The organism is Methanobacterium formicicum DSM 3637 (assembly GCF_000302455.1).
In the GTDB taxonomy this organism is placed as follows: domain Archaea; phylum Methanobacteriota; class Methanobacteria; order Methanobacteriales; family Methanobacteriaceae; genus Methanobacterium; species Methanobacterium formicicum_A.
This window is the reverse complement of record NZ_AMPO01000001.1, coordinates 45,209-60,000: the sequence shown is the minus strand read 5'-3', so window position 1 is coordinate 60,000 and position 14,792 is coordinate 45,209. Positions and strand designations below refer to the sequence as shown.

Below are 14,792 nucleotides of genomic sequence, written 5' to 3'. Positions count from 1 at the left end.
CTTTCAGGCCCTGTGAACCTTCTAAAAAACAGGCCTGCACAGCGGAGCAACCTCCCATTGCAGAAAGGCGTTTAATTTGATCTTCACTCAGGAGGAATAGATGTTCCAAACGAGGCCTAATCTCAAAGTTTTCCCTGGCTACAGATGCAGCTTTTTCAAATGAGTCCAGAGTTGCTTCAGTTGCTGCATTTCCAATTGAATGAACACAGACTCTGAAACCCCTTTTAGTTGCTTCTATCAATTTATCTTCAAAATCATCTCTTTCTTCACCAAATTTGCACACCTGGCCTTCTATTTTACCGGAAAATGCCATGGAACCGGCTACTCCTCCATCAGCAAACAGTTTCACTGGACCCACACGCAACCACTCATCCCCTGTCCCGGTAACTGGTCCCTCAAAGAAATTAATTTCCTGATTATCCAACATTGCCTCACCATGGGGCATCATGAGCACAGAAACAGGTAATCTACCTTCGTCAGCTAGAATGCGGTAAGCAGCTTCTGCAGTGGGAGTAACTCCTGGATCCTGAATAGCAGTGATTCCAAATGGTAAAAGTTCACTAGCATGTTTTTCTATAAGATCAGCATAGTTTTCAGGGTTATTTTCATTTTTTGATTCCATTGATAATTTGAATAGTGGAATTTGCGCACATTCAATGAGTAATCCTGTGGGGTTTTGTTCCTCGTTGCGAACTATCATTCCACAACGCGGATCTTCCGTTGCACTATTAATGCCTGCCAGTTCAAGTGCCAGGGAATTTGCCACACTTTTATGGAAACTGTGGTGTATCAACAGAACAGGTCTATCGATATTGAGACTGTCCAGATCTTCCCTGGTGATTTCACTGCCACCCTGATGTACATCCATCCAGGGATATGCAGTTACCCATCCGGTTCCCGGATGATCCAGAACATAATTTTTAATCTTTTGAAGAACATCATCCTTTTCAAGTATGCCTCTTAAATTAGCCCCTTTCTGCAGTAGACATCCAAATGATAGGTGATGGTGGGCATCGATGAATGCTGGCATTAAGGTCTGGCCTTTGAGGTCAATTAACTCCAGATGAGGATATGATTCCAGTATGCCTTTACTTCCCACATCCACAATTCGATCATTCTGGATGATTATGGCTTCAGCATTCTCTATTTCAGGGTCCATGGTAATTATGTTCCCATTTAAGAATCCAATGTTGGGTTTATTTTCATTTATTCCTTTTCCATTATTTTTTTCTTCATTTACTCCATCTACGTTTATTTTTTCTCCATTCATGGTCTTTTTATTCAAAGTATCACCTCAGTTTTTCAATTAAAGTCTATCAACAAATTATTCAGATACAGGCTCAAACTCCTCTAATATTCCTTAATATTGATGTTATAGTGGCTATGATGCATAAACCTCCAGCTATGAACATAATGGTGCTTATAGAGCTGGAAAGTAATTGTGGTCCTGCTAGTAACATATTTCCAGTGTATCCTGCGATATTTAGCCCAACTAGGGTGAAAATACTGGCAAAAGAAACCCCCAATGCTCCTCCCAGACTTTTGGCAGTGGTTGAAACACTGGATGTTATGGCTGTTTTTTCCCGGGGAAGGGAAATCATGGTTTCTGTACTGTTGGGGCTGGTGAATAAGCCCTGTCCAATTCCCCACAGGAATAAAGCCCCGATAATTATGCATAAATTTCCAATTAAGTATCCATAACCCAGTAAAATGAATGAAATTGCTGCTATCGTCATACTGAGTCCTGATGCGTATTTTGAATGGTACTTATCGTACAGTTTGCCGCCCAATGGTGATGCGAACATCATTGCCAGTGGAACCAGCATGAATAATAAACCAACCTGTGACGGGCTATAATTCATTACTCCCTGAAGATAGAATGGTCCAAGTACAATGGCCATGTTTAAGGCCACCGAGAAAATAAATACACTCAGAACTGGCAGTGTGAACTTTTTGTTGTGGAATAGGCTTATCTCCAATAGGGGGTTTTTGCTCCTGGATTCCTGCCAGATGAATGTGATGAGTGCTAAAATGAATAGAGCTCCGTAAGTAATTAAGGGGGTGCTGATGGTGAGGCTTTGGGCCAGTTCTCCGCAGGCTAACATTAATGTTGTTACCATGATAACCAGAGAAATCGCACCTATCCAGTCCAGGTGAAGGTGTGGTGTTGTGGTTTCAGGAATTTTCAGATATTTAAAGGCACAAACCAGTAAAAAAATTCCTATAGGCACGTTGATTAAAAATATGTAAGGCCATCCGATGGTACTGGTGATGAATCCACCCAGTCCAGGACCTACTAAAGATCCAATTGCCACTACAGCCCCGAAATAACCCAGTGCCTTTCCAATTTCTGTTGGTGGAAATGAGTGGAAAATAATGGCCCCGGACACACCGGCGACCATTGCAGCGCCAGTGGCCTGAATTATGCGGAAAATGATAAGTGTGTTAATACTGGTGGCAAAACCACATGCTAAAGAACTTAGGGTGAATAAAACCCATCCTGCTATGAATAATTTTGTTTTTCCAGTGTATTCGGAAATTTTTCCAAAAATAATAAAGAATCCAGTCATCACTGCCAGATAACCGGTTATGATCCACTGTGAATACGATAAGTTAATGTTAAACTGGGTGGTGATGGTTGGTAGGGCTATAGTTACCATGTACCCATCCAGCACCGACATAAATATGCCTATTAGAACTGTGATTAAAATTGCATTCTTATTTTTGTAAACGTTATCCGGTATTTCATATTCATTTTGAACTGATTTTCCCATTTAAACCCACCTCTTAATTTTTTTATTCCGAATTGCCATTTAAATCCATTAAATTGATTACTGCCTCATTCCTTTTACCATGACTTTATCTTTGTCTGAGTAAAGTTCATGACTTTTAATTATTAATGGTCATTTAATGACTATCGGTTAGTAAATAACCAGTATTTTGTACTATATAAATGTTCCTTTTTAAATTGACGAATTTAAACTTTAAATTAAATGTTTAAATTGCAATTTGCCATTTAAAATTAGTATTTTAAGAATAATATTCCCAAATATAACTTAAATAATTAAAATAAAATATTCTATAATCAATTATGATAATTAAGAGCTGTAAATTCTTTTATAAAATTAAAAAAATCGGTCAATGAAATAGTAGGAGAATTAATATTTCAGTGTATTTTAGAGAATAGACACATTTAAAGAGTATCTAATGGTTATATTTGGAATAATATGCTTTTAATAAAAATTAGAGAGTATATTATGGAATGATGGAATAATATTGTTAATATGAACTTATTTGAGAAAAATAGTAGATATAAGGACTTATTTTTTTGAGATAAACTTAATTTGAGATACTTATTTTACAACCTTAACTCATTTATCTTTGTTTTTTATCATATGACGAATCATCTTTTCAACGTCTACAATAAATTTGTCGTGGTTGATTCCCTTATTTTCCAGTATTTTTTCATGGTCCTGAGGAATATCTGACATGCTTTTTGAGATGGATGATAGTAAAATAGCTGCTTCTGCTGGGTCCACATCCGGGCGGATGGTTCCATCATTGATCCCGGTTGTTACAGAGTTGCACATGATGGAAAACCTTTCACTACGCATTTTAAGAATATCTTTCAGATATTCACTGGCATTTTTCATGGAAAAATCCTCTAAATTGTACATAGTTCTGGTGTACGTACCCCCAGGTATACAGCTGTACTTCAAGTCAATGGAATTGTTGATCTCAGTTATGTCATAGTTATCAGCTATATCAAATCTTCCAGACTGAAAATAGTTATAAATGCGGATATAATCAGGGTAATCCCGGTTAAATTCATGATGGGCCATTCTGAATGCTGAAACTTTATCAATTCCAGTCTGTGCATTTTCAACTGCTTTTTTGATCATTGAATTTAGGATCAGATTGCCCCTCCGGACTATGGCAAAAAAAAGTTCTTCCTTGTTATCAAAGTAGAGGTAGAGAGTGGCTTTGCTCAACTCAACTGCACTGGCAATATCATTCATGGAAACATCATCATAGCCCCTGGATAAAAATAATTTTTCAGCAGCTTTAAAAATATCTTTTCTCCTCTGTTCTTTCTCCCTTTCCCTCCGGTCTTGAATGGCCATGCTTTCAACCTCTAAATGGTGGTTACGAAATAAACTTCAGTTACTATAAAACTATGGTTTATCAATTGATAATACTTTGCTTTTAATCTGATTATAAAACTATTTATTAAAGAGGGGAGTTTTCATCAACTTAATCTAAAAAATCAGGTTATTTAAATGTTATTAAGATGAATAAAGTAGGGAGTATTAAATTAAAAATTATTAATAAATAACTATTAAGGGGTTTGTTGGATTTATAATAAAATAGAATAGATTCAGGTGTAAATTAATTTAAATTTAATATAAACCCAATGCTTTAGCTAAAATAAGCACAGCCACCCCGATTATTCCACCAAAACCTGCCACCAGCATGGTGAGTATATTGATGGGGATTTTGAAAAAGGGGAGGATGTTCCAGATGAAAAGGAGTATCCATCCCAGTATCATGTGCAACAGGATGCTCAGGGCGATCTTTCCCAGCTTTAACAGGATGCCGGCAAAGAATATGCCCAAAACTAATAGGACTACTCCAATGATTACAATGGTCAATATTTCCATTAATGTTTCCTCTTTAAATCATCTGGATTGCTTTCATTCTTTATTTTCATCCTAACTTTTTGTCCCCAACTTTTATTTCCGATCACTTTATTTACCGGGTCTGTGGTTGGTGATCATTTTCTACGGCAGATATCCTGATAACAGGCAGCTTGAATCCCATAATTTTTAACCATACCTGCCATTTCCCGCTGATCCATATCCTTATCCTCAAAGGAAACAGCTTCCTCCTGGTACAGACTGAATGGGGATTCTCTTCCCAGGATACGTATACTGCCTTTGTGCAGTTTCAACCGGACAGTACCGGAGGCCCGACCCTGCATGTTGTCAATGAGTTGATCAAGATCCTCCCGGAGGGGTTCGTGCCATAATCCATTGTAGACCAGTTCAGAATAGGTTTGTGACGCAATTTCAGAGAATTTCAATTCCTCTCTGGTTAAAACCAACTGGTCCAGGGCATGGTGAGCTGCAATTAACAGGACAGCACCGGGTGTTTCGTAGTTTTCCCTTGATTTTAGGCCAATGATCCTGTCTTCCATGATATCCACTCTTCCAATTCCATGGATACCTGCAATTTCATTGGCTTTCCTGATGATATCCAGGGGTCCCATAAGTTCTCCGTTGATTTCAGTGGGAACACCTTCCTCAAAGGATATCTCAATTACCTCTGCTTCATCAGGGGCATCCTCGGTGGATCTGGTCCAGTTGAAAGCATCTTCAGGGGTCTCCACCATAGGATCCTCCAGTATGTCACCTTCTATGGAACGTCCCCATAAATTCTCGTCTATACTGTAAAGTTTATCTGAGGGGAGGGGTATTCCATGGGACTGAGCATACTTCACTTCTTCAGTCCGGGTGAGGTTCAGATCCCGGATAGGAGCAATGACATTGCAATCTGAGTGAGATCGGATTATAGACTCGAAACGGAACTGATCATTCCCCTTACCAGTACAACCATGGGCAATAGCCTTAGCACCAACCTTCTCAGCCAGTTCCACAATTTTCATGGCAATCAGGGGACGTGCCAGAGCAGTGCTCAGGGGGTAACCTTCGTAAACTGCGTTAGCTTTGATGGCTTTGAATATGAATTCGCGTGCAAATTCATCTTTGGCATCTATAGTATAATGTTCCAAGCCCATTTCACCTGCCAGTTTAGCAGGTCGTGTGATTTCTTCTTCAGGTTGTCCAACATCCACACAGGCCGTTATAACTTTCTGGTCGTATTCTTCTTCCAGTAATTTTATGCATACTGAGGTGTCCAGCCCACCGCTGAACGCCAGAACCACTTTTTCCATTTTTAAATCTCCTTGATACTCTAATTTATTGTATCGATATATTATTGGTATTTTGTAGCAGAATAAATATTGATAAAGTTATGATAACAGGCCTATAAAAAACTTTATTGTATTATTATATAACAAAGGATTTTTTTATTTTTTTAAGAATACAATTTTTTATACAACCTCCACCGGTACGATTTTCATTGCATAGTATGGGTTTCCTTATTTTAAAAGTGGGTTTTTTAAATCATTTTTGATCAAAATATCATTTTGATAAACGATTAAATGGATGCAAATTATGTTAACATTTAATTGGATGTAATAGGATTTAGGTGGAGTAATAAGATTCATGTGGTGGTAATAAAGAAAATCAAAATAAAAAAATCCATGATTAAACTGCCTTGAAGACTCGTTTAACCTGTTTCCAGTATAGGTGTATGTGTAATAACGTGCTAACTGCCATTATAATTGCAAATTCTGCATGCCAGAAATCTATGGTTAAATTCCAGGAGGATTGAATTCCATAATTAATGAATATTGTCAGGATGAGTCCGGTAACGCCGGTTACAATAAAGCTTGCCATAAGCACGTATTTCCAGATGACATAGTAGATATTCCTCTTCAGTCGGTCTTCCAAGTACAATAAATATGTAATTAGATAAAGGATAAGAGTGGTTGTGGCTATGGGTATCAAGTTATAACTTTGAGAAGGAACTGATCTGGCCTGTTGAATATCAGAAAAGCTGTTATTTGTACTGTTTTTATCATTAGCACTATTTTCGTTGGCTTGAGTTGTTATTGAACTGTTGTTTAAGGATCCGGAACTGGGAGACTCGGAATGGTCACATATATTATTCTGGTTGGTGTCCAGGTAACGGGGGCACTGTCCAGGGTATGGATCGTTTAATAATCCGTAAGGGCAGTCGTTCCATGCGTAAACTGCTATTGGTGTGAGGAGAACGATTAAAAGAACCACATATAATTTTTTCACTTCAATCCCCTCCCAGATTTTTCATCAATCTGGCTTGATTCCGGGGAAAATTGGGTTGATTCTTCTTTGAGTTCTTCATCGGATTTTCCACCAGCCGAAGGCATCCAGTAGGAATGTATGTGGAATAGTGCAATCCAGAACATGGCTATGGCGAATTGAACATGCCAGTAAAGTAGTCCCTGGCTCATGGGGAGTGCAATCCCATATTCTGCAAGGATTAAAAGTATTAAACCCACCCCTGCAGACACAATGAAGGTTATGAGAATGAGAATATTCCATAAACGGATGTGGGTGGATTTTTTTAGATGATTATTATGGTAAAGGAGGTAACTCCCCACGTAGGCAACTAGGAGGATGATGGATATGGGTATTAAATCGTAGGTCATGATAATCGTAAATTAAAGATAATTATGAATTCAAATCTGCTTTTTCATCATGTATTCAACCCTAAATTTTTATTTTCTAAGAATTTCACTACTTAAGAATTTTATTGTTCTATCCATTTATTAGTGTTCCAAAACTACACGGAATAATATCCAAAACTACACTATAATATTCAAAACCGTACTTATTATATTTTCAAAACTTTATTTTACAACTATATTGCTCATTGGAATGTTTTTTTTAAATTATATTTTTTTAGAATTTAAAATCTAAAAAATCTACCTATTTGGAATAATTTTAATCAGGATGATTTAAATTTAGGATAATTTAATATATCTTTGAATATTAAAGATTTTTAAGACAAGCTTAAAGTGTCTGGTTAAGTAGGATAAGTAACTCACAGAATTAAATCAGTGTTTACGGGTGATAATTAATGCAAAAAAAGAGTAAATATATTCTGGTGGCAATTATCCTCCTTTCGGTTTTTCTGTTATCATACCTAGTTTACACAGTTTTCATGCAACCGGCTAAAACCGAAAATCAGTCTAGAGTGGTGTTAGGAACGTATAATCTTCCTCAAGCTGAAATTACCAGTGGAATGTCTGTGGATCAGGCCATAAAAAACAGACGTTCGGTTAGAAATTTCACCACAACTTCCCTTACCTTACAGGATGTTTCACAGCTTTTATGGGCTGCTCAAGGAATCACTGACTCTGAAAGGAATTACCGATCTGCCCCTTCTGCGGGGCATGTTTTCCCCATGGAAGTATATCTAGTTGCAGGGAATAATGGTGTTCAGGGCCTTGAAGCAGGCATATATCAGTACAATCCTTATAATAACACTTTAGAAAAGATTGTAGATGGTGATCAAACTCACGCCCTGTCACAGGCAGCACATGGGCAAGAATGGGTTGATCAGGCACCCATAAGTATAGTGATCACCGGAAACTATCAGAAAATGAAGGACAAGTATCCTGATGAAAATTTAAGCACTCGTTTCGTGGATATTGAAGCTGGTCATATCGGGGAGAACATATATTTAGAAGCAGTTGCCCGTGGTCTGGGGGCAGTGGCCATTGGTTCTTTCTACGATGATCAGATGATAAACCTTTTAAAGCTGCCTTCCAATGAAACCCCCATATACATTTATCCAGTAGGTTACTCGGCATCTTAGGTATCTTAGGTATCTTAGGTATCTTAGGTATCTTAGGTATCTTAGGTATCTTAGGTATCTTAGGTATCTTAGGTATCTTAGGTATCTTAGGTATCTTAGGTATCTTAGGTATCTTAGGTATCTTAGGTATCTTAGGTATCTTAGGTATCTTAGGTATCTTAGGTATCTTAGGTATCTTAGGCAAATCAATCAAAGTTATAGGGTGTTATAGTGCAATAAATGAGTGCAGGGTAGTAAATTGCAAACTCTTTTATCTGCCTGATATTTGATGGAAATCCCGGACTCGAATTAATGAAGAATGTATCAAATACTCGCTGTAATATTTTATTTCACTTGTAAATCATAGTTTAAAGGAATAGTTTAAAGGAATAGTTTGGTGAATGGTGTGATTTAGTGCTTGGTGAGTTAGTATGGACTGTGAAATTATAACTATTGCCCATGATACTGGGGGTGACATTTCCCTTAATCCTGATTTAATGAAAGAATTGATTCCAGGGAATATTGGAAAACATTTAATTGATGCTGCGTTAAAGGGAACTCCGCTTTTAAAGTTTGGATCTGGATCTCCTCGCATTCTTCTATGTGCTGGAATTCATGGAAACGAACTCCCCCCTCAAGTGGCTTTTTTTAAACTCTTAAATTATCTGGAAGATAAAAAAATCAACGGAACAGTTTACACCATCCCCATTGCCATACCCTATGCCACCATGAAAAATTCACGAAGATTCCAGGGTTGGGACATGAATCGGAAGACCTTTACTGAAGGATATGTTTCCAATAACATTTTAAAAACAGCCCAGAAACTGGAAATTCAGGCCGCAGCTGATTTTCACTCCACCCAACCCCAGAGTAATCCTGGAATAGAGAGTGTTTTTTGCTCTAAAAAGCCTTGTTATAAGAGTTTTAAAATAGCAGATCATATAACCAGCCAGACATCCTCCAAGGTTATTTCCCAGGAAAAAGCTGGGACACTATACGGTGGTGCACTGGAAGATGAGTTGAATCTCAGTGGAATACCGGCTGTTACCTGTGAAGTGGTCTCTAGAAATGGAAAAGTGGATTCTGGAAGTGTTGAAAGATCTTTAATGCAGATGAAATCTTTCCTGAACTATTTCAACGTAATATAATATTTAACAGTATATTTTTCAACAGTATATTTTTCAACAGTATATTTTTCAACAGTATATTTTTCAACAGTATATTTTTCAACAGTATATTTTTCAACAGTATATTTTTCAACAGTATATTTTGGCAACAATTCAATTTTTCAATATAATGTTAATTATGATTTTTTTGATGATAATAAAGTTTTCATATGCAAAATAAACATTGTATATAATTATTTCTTCTCTGGTGCTCTCGGATCAAGTATTTTTACTTTGAAAGTGTTATTAGTCCAATGATAATTTATTATTAGAAAAGTATGAGAGGCCCAATTCATACTTTGCCACGGTTCCCACGTTACCTATATATTTAATTGCAGCTTTACTTGATAATCATTCCTTTGAAACTGATATCATGCCTTCTTACAAAAATCACATATTATTCTCAATTATAATGATATTTCCATTCTTTCCTGATGTTTACTACCTATCCCTGGCGGTTATAGGGGCTTCAGTGGTGGATCTGGACACCAGTTTCCGTTATAGAAATCTGATCATAATGGCTCTTGCAGGGGGAATACTAACATTAATCCTCCCATTATTCCAAATCACTCCATTTACAGGAATATTATTAATGAGCATAGCATTATTCTTCTTTGTTGCTCAACACAGGGGGTTTGTACATTCTGTTCCTGGAACGGTTTTAGCGGCAGGGTGCCTGGCCCTGTTTGTAATCAGTTTTCAGAATATTTTGATGAATTTAACACCCGATCTAAGGGTATCTTTCCTTTTAACATCTTTAATTCTGGGAATAATAGTTTTAAACAGAGGATTGCTTATTTTATACACATTGCTGGTGACTGTTGGAATATTTTTAACACACTTAACCAGTTTTAATTTCTTTTACGTAGCAACTGCCTTATTTGTAGGTTCTTTGAGCCACCTGGTCCTGGATCTATTCACAGGCAGAGGTGTGAAACTTTTTGATCCTATATCAAAACACAGGTATGGTAAGATGACTGGATTGTTGATCATTGCCATTTGGCTGGCCAGTGTGGCAGTTCTTTATATTTACCCTGGAGAAAACTACCTGTCTTTAAACTATATTTTAACTACATTCCCCCAATTAACCACATTTAATCCAATGAAAATTATGAATTGATTTAATAAAGGTTAAAGAACTCATTTAGAGTAATAAAAATCGTATCTAAGGATAATGAGGCAGTATAATCTAATATTGTTATTTCAATACATGAGTACCTGATTTCTAGTATTAATATTGGTATTTTCAACAAATCGAGTACTTGATCTTTTCAAAAAAATATTGGAAAAAATATTGAAATATATAATATATTTAATTGAATAGTGGGTCTGATTTTAAGTTGGAAAATTAATTTAGTTATCTTTATATATCATGTTTTATAATGATGAATTGTAATTTGTCATGGTCATATATTAATGGTCAAGATGAATCAATAATACATATGATAACAGCTAACATGGCGTTTATCCTTTAACGGTGTTAACTGTTTATATTTCATTAATTATTAAAGATTAAGGGGCTAATTTACCATGTTTATAACAAGAATATTCTACGGAATCGCCTATTTCATTGTATTGATATGGGAGATAATCAAAGCCACCATTGATGTTGCAATAAGAACTTTAGATGGTAAGGTGGACCCGGTTATAGTGGAAATCCCCACAGTTCTTAAAAGACCAGTTTCCCAGACCATCCTTGCCAACAGCATTACACTAACTCCGGGCACTTTATCCATTGATCTTGACTCGGAGAATCAGGTGATAAAGGTGGCTACAATTGTCCCCCGGAAAAATGAGGAAGTTATTCCTTTTGAACCTTATATTAAAGGTATGTTAGAATGAGGATGTTAGAATGAGTATGAGTATTTTAACCATATCTGAATATGTTTTACTGGCTGCTCTGGCCATTTACGCCCTGGCATCTGTACGTATTGCCACCCGGAAAACTATAGGGATGGGTCTGGTTGGGATATCTGGATTAAGTATTGCCGTGGCAGTTATTCTCATCCTGGTAAAAAACCTTTACGGAATAGCTTTTTCTGCAGATATAGCCACTGCACTGGTGCTTCTGGGACCAGTGGGAACCATTGCCTTTGCCCGGGTTTTAAGGGGGTATAGTAATGGATGATATATTTACCATTATCAAAGCAGTTCTAATCTTGGCATCAGCAGTTTTAGTTCTTTTAGCAGCTTTTGGAATTTTAAGATATAAAGATGACCTTGAAAGGGTATTGTACGCCCGAATCCATATCTTGGGAGTGGCTGACATGGCCTGTATACTGGCGCTCCTGGTTCTGGGAGAACCAATACTGGCTGTTGCTTACTTTATATTAGCTCCCTTCGCATCTCACGCCATAGCCAATGGATTCTACTATGGGGAGGATAAACAATGATTGAATACGTACTGATGATTATAGTTATTTTAGGATCTATCCTGGTTCTTATGCAAAGGGATCTCCTAAAAGCAGCCATTTTAACCGGAATTCCAGGCGCTGGCCTGGCTTTCCTTTACCAGTACCTCTTGGCTCCAGATGTGGCCCTTACTCAAGCCATTGTAGGATCGGCTATCATTCCAGTCTTTTTTGCACTGGCAGTCTACAAAACCCGCAGGATGGAGGAATAGATATGTTCATGGACGTACAACTAGCTTCACTATTTACCGCAGTAGCCCTGATTGTAATTGGAATCGTTGCTGTAGCATTCCTGGACAACCTCATCAAAAAAATCATAGGACTGGCATTCATAGGGGATGGAACCAACTTATTCCTAATCGCTCTGGGTTACAAACCAGGAGGAATAGTTTACATATATCTGCCGGGCATGGCAGCAGACTGGTTCGCACAAAATGCGGCTTATCCTCTTCCATTTGCCCTGGTATTAACCAGTATTGTTATCGGTGCCAGTACCATGGCAGTGATGCTGGGAATTATAATAGTTCTCTACAAAAAACATGGATCTTTAAGCGCATCCAAGATTCTGGGAGAGTAATCAAATGTCACTTTATGATTCCAACAAAACAGATAATATAGATTACAATGGTACAGGGGGGATACTTTGAACCTCTTAATCCCACTGATGGTTATAGTTCCCATACTGTGTGCACTGTTTTTAAACCTGCTCCATAAAAAAGATAGGACGGTTAAGGCAGTAACCATCATTTTAGCTTTAGCTTTACCGGCATTACCTTTACTGGCCAATTATGGGATGCATTTTTTTGGAGGTTATGAGCCCCTGGTGCAGAATCCAACTCTGGCCACCAATTTACCATCACTAATAACTGGAACTGCACTTTCCACGTTCCACCCTGCTATTACTTACTCTTTCCAGAGCGCACAGCAGTTATTCTTATTTGTCCTGGGTCTGGTAGGATTTCTGGTCCTTTTAACCTCAGTTTATGAAACCCGCAGACCATCTGGTGTTTATGCTTACATGCTCTTCATGGGAATAGCAGCCGTGACTGCCATACTTTTAACTGATGATATATTCAACTTTTACGTTTTCTTTGAAATAATGGCCCTGGTAACTGTGGGCATAGTCATGGTGTCCAATATAAAAGGTAACTATGAAACTGCCCTTAAGTACATGATACTGGGTGGTGTGGCAGCTCCCCTATTGTTATTGGGTATAGCCTTCATTCTAGGAGTTACTGGTAACGTTAACATCACAGACATAGTCTATTCAATTAAAACAGGGATGGTTGACCCTCATAATCCTGTACTTTTAATAGCATGTGGTTTGATTGTGTTCGGATGGCTTTATGGATCTGGATTACCTCCATTCCACACCATCAAATCCGCAATTTACAGCAAAGCATTACCCAGTGGATCAGCAATGATCCAGGCCTTTTCAGTGTTCACATTCATTGCACTGGGGATCATCATCCTCAGAATATTCTCCTACCTACCCTTCTCACAGTGGGTTATTCTGGGAGTATCGCTACTGGCCATGATCCTGGGTATTACCATGGCCATTGTCCAGACCGATCTCAAACGTATCATCGGATTCCTGGCAGTGGGAGAATTGGGATATATAGGAATTGGACTGGGACTGGGCACAGCCTACGGAATAACCGCAGGACTTTTCCAGGCAGTAAATGAAGTATTAATAACTGCCCTGCTGTTCATAGGCTTTGGTGTGGCAATATACCAGACTGAAACTTCCAACACCCGTAAACTCGGTGGTATGATGGTAAGAAACCCTCTGGTAGCTTTCCTGGTGTTACTGGGTGGTCTGGCCATGGCTGGTGTGCCTCCACTCAATGCATTCCAGAGCAAACTCATGTTAATCCAGGCATCCCTCAATGCAGGTCTTCCTGAACTGGGGGTTATAATGATACTCCTGAGTATCGTGACCTTCATGACCTTCATGAAAGCATTCCACGCAGTTTACTTGCGTCCTAAACCTGCAGATCTGGAAATTAAGAATGAAAAGATACCCAAAGCCACCATAATCTCCATGGTAGTGTTACTGGTGGTATGTATCATATTCGGTCTCTTCCCACAATATGTGACCAGCTACCTGCAGCCACTGGCAACCAGTCTGGCAGGAGGTGTAGTATGAATCTCTACGATATGATAGTTAAAAAGATAAAAGACATCAAGGGAACCGGTGATGATCCAGTAACCAATATATCCACATCATCCATGCTCACTGCTGAGATAACCTTAATTTCCTCGGTGTTGGTGGCACTCATCATGCTCCGACTGGTAAGCAAGGTTTTAATGATCGTGGCGGTACTGGTGGTTCTGGGAATCTTTTTAACCTCAATGCCTCTTATGAATCGCTTAAGAAGCGAACAGAACGATTCGTTATACACTATGACGTTTTACGTTGTGATTGCGCTGACAATAATAATTACCCTATTCTACTGGGGGAATTTAAATGTCTAATGGAATAAGAAATATTATAATGGGATTTTCCCTGACAATATTCGCCGTAGCCCTATTCCAATCAACATATTTGTTCAAAGGAATGATATATCCTGGTATTAGCTACCTATACAATTATGTGGGGACAAACATAGCTCCCAACATGGTTACAGTAGTAGTATTTGACTGGAGAGGTTACGACACCTTGGGTGAAGCTCTTATTCTGGTAACTGCAGTAATTGCGGTTTTACTTGTCTTTGGAAGGGGTAGAGCCCGACTGGGAGGTAAATAA

The 14,792-nt window shown here is 38.1% G+C and carries 19 protein-coding genes (1 of these 19 cut by a window edge); 11 read left to right on the top strand and 8 right to left on the bottom strand.

The features are described 5' to 3' along the window. The 7 genes from A994_RS00345 to A994_RS00315 all read right to left on the bottom strand — a co-directional run. Positions 1-1,285, bottom strand: partial view of an amidohydrolase gene (locus A994_RS00345; protein WP_004029246.1) — the 5' portion only. It extends 401 nt beyond the left edge of the window; the window shows 1,285 of its 1,686 coding nt (coding positions 1-1,285); the start codon lies at positions 1,283-1,285; its stop codon lies beyond the left edge, outside the window. Between the two features lie 55 nt (positions 1,286-1,340). Then, on the bottom strand, positions 1,341-2,774 hold the full coding sequence (locus tag A994_RS00340) for an MFS transporter (protein WP_004029245.1): 1,434 nt from the start codon (positions 2,772-2,774) through the stop codon (positions 1,341-1,343). Between the two features lie 597 nt (positions 2,775-3,371). Beyond that, positions 3,372-4,124, bottom strand: coding sequence for a TetR/AcrR family transcriptional regulator (locus A994_RS00335; RefSeq protein ID WP_004029244.1), 753 nt, complete (start codon positions 4,122-4,124; stop codon positions 3,372-3,374). A 276-nt stretch (positions 4,125-4,400) separates the two neighbouring features. Beyond that, positions 4,401-4,661: a pro-sigmaK processing inhibitor BofA family protein gene (locus A994_RS00330; RefSeq protein ID WP_004029243.1), complete on the bottom strand. Its 261-nt coding sequence runs from the start codon at positions 4,659-4,661 to the stop codon at positions 4,401-4,403. Positions 4,662-4,774: 113 nt separating this feature from the next. Then, positions 4,775-5,953 carry an argininosuccinate synthase gene (locus A994_RS00325; RefSeq protein ID WP_004029242.1) on the bottom strand — a complete coding sequence of 393 codons (1,179 nt, stop codon included), beginning with the start codon at positions 5,951-5,953 and terminating at the stop codon, positions 4,775-4,777. Between the two features lie 376 nt (positions 5,954-6,329). After that, a complete protein-coding gene (locus tag A994_RS00320; RefSeq protein ID WP_004029241.1) occupies positions 6,330-6,929 on the bottom strand; it encodes a DUF4405 domain-containing protein in 600 nt (199 codons plus the stop codon). Beyond that, positions 6,926-7,315: a hypothetical protein gene (locus A994_RS00315; RefSeq protein ID WP_004029240.1), complete on the bottom strand. Its 390-nt coding sequence runs from the start codon at positions 7,313-7,315 to the stop codon at positions 6,926-6,928. Before A994_RS00315 ends, A994_RS00320 begins: the two co-directional genes overlap by 4 nt. Positions 7,316-7,746: 431 nt before the next feature. On the opposite strand from A994_RS00315, the gene A994_RS00310 reads away from it, so the two are divergent. Beyond that, positions 7,747-8,487 (top strand): SagB/ThcOx family dehydrogenase, encoded by a 741-nt coding sequence (locus A994_RS00310; RefSeq protein ID WP_004029239.1) that lies wholly within the window; start codon positions 7,747-7,749, stop codon positions 8,485-8,487. A gap of 410 nt (positions 8,488-8,897) precedes the next feature. Next, positions 8,898-9,614, top strand: coding sequence for a M14 family metallopeptidase (locus A994_RS00305; RefSeq protein ID WP_004029238.1), 717 nt, complete (start codon positions 8,898-8,900; stop codon positions 9,612-9,614). Here A994_RS00305 and A994_RS13205 read toward each other — a convergent pair. Next, positions 9,596-9,742 (bottom strand): hypothetical protein, encoded by a 147-nt coding sequence (locus A994_RS13205; RefSeq protein ID WP_157787240.1) that lies wholly within the window; start codon positions 9,740-9,742, stop codon positions 9,596-9,598. The two genes, A994_RS00305 and A994_RS13205, sit on opposite strands and share 19 nt — an antisense overlap. Before the next feature lie 263 nt (positions 9,743-10,005). Between A994_RS13205 and A994_RS00300 the strand changes: the two genes are divergently transcribed. The 9 genes from A994_RS00300 to A994_RS00260 all read left to right on the top strand — a co-directional run bounded on the left by A994_RS00300 (position 10,006) and on the right by A994_RS00260 (position 14,792). Further along, positions 10,006-10,752 (top strand): metal-dependent hydrolase, encoded by a 747-nt coding sequence (locus tag A994_RS00300; protein WP_004029237.1) that lies wholly within the window; start codon positions 10,006-10,008, stop codon positions 10,750-10,752. Between the two features lie 410 nt (positions 10,753-11,162). Continuing rightward, positions 11,163-11,474, top strand: coding sequence for a monovalent cation/H+ antiporter subunit E (locus A994_RS00295; RefSeq protein ID WP_004029236.1), 312 nt, complete (start codon positions 11,163-11,165; stop codon positions 11,472-11,474). Between the two features lie 10 nt (positions 11,475-11,484). After that, positions 11,485-11,760, top strand: coding sequence for a monovalent cation/H+ antiporter complex subunit F (locus A994_RS00290; RefSeq protein WP_004029235.1), 276 nt, complete (start codon positions 11,485-11,487; stop codon positions 11,758-11,760). Further along, entirely contained in the window at positions 11,753-12,025 is a 273-nt protein-coding gene (locus tag A994_RS00285; protein ID WP_004029234.1) for an EhaC family protein, read from the top strand. Before A994_RS00290 ends, A994_RS00285 begins: the two co-directional genes overlap by 8 nt. Next, positions 12,022-12,255, top strand: coding sequence for a DUF4040 domain-containing protein (locus A994_RS00280; protein ID WP_004029233.1), 234 nt, complete (start codon positions 12,022-12,024; stop codon positions 12,253-12,255). Before A994_RS00285 ends, A994_RS00280 begins: the two co-directional genes overlap by 4 nt. A gap of 2 nt (positions 12,256-12,257) precedes the next feature. Continuing rightward, a complete protein-coding gene (locus tag A994_RS00275; protein ID WP_004029232.1) occupies positions 12,258-12,620 on the top strand; it encodes a cation:proton antiporter subunit C in 363 nt (120 codons plus the stop codon). 66 nt (positions 12,621-12,686) lie between these two features. Next, positions 12,687-14,192 (top strand): energy conserving hydrogenase EhbF, encoded by a 1,506-nt coding sequence (gene ehbF / locus A994_RS00270; RefSeq protein ID WP_004029231.1) that lies wholly within the window; start codon positions 12,687-12,689, stop codon positions 14,190-14,192. Beyond that, positions 14,189-14,521 (top strand): hypothetical protein, encoded by a 333-nt coding sequence (locus tag A994_RS00265; protein ID WP_004029230.1) that lies wholly within the window; start codon positions 14,189-14,191, stop codon positions 14,519-14,521. Before ehbF ends, A994_RS00265 begins: the two co-directional genes overlap by 4 nt. Beyond that, entirely contained in the window at positions 14,514-14,792 is a 279-nt protein-coding gene (locus tag A994_RS00260; protein WP_004029229.1) for a hypothetical protein, read from the top strand. Before A994_RS00265 ends, A994_RS00260 begins: the two co-directional genes overlap by 8 nt.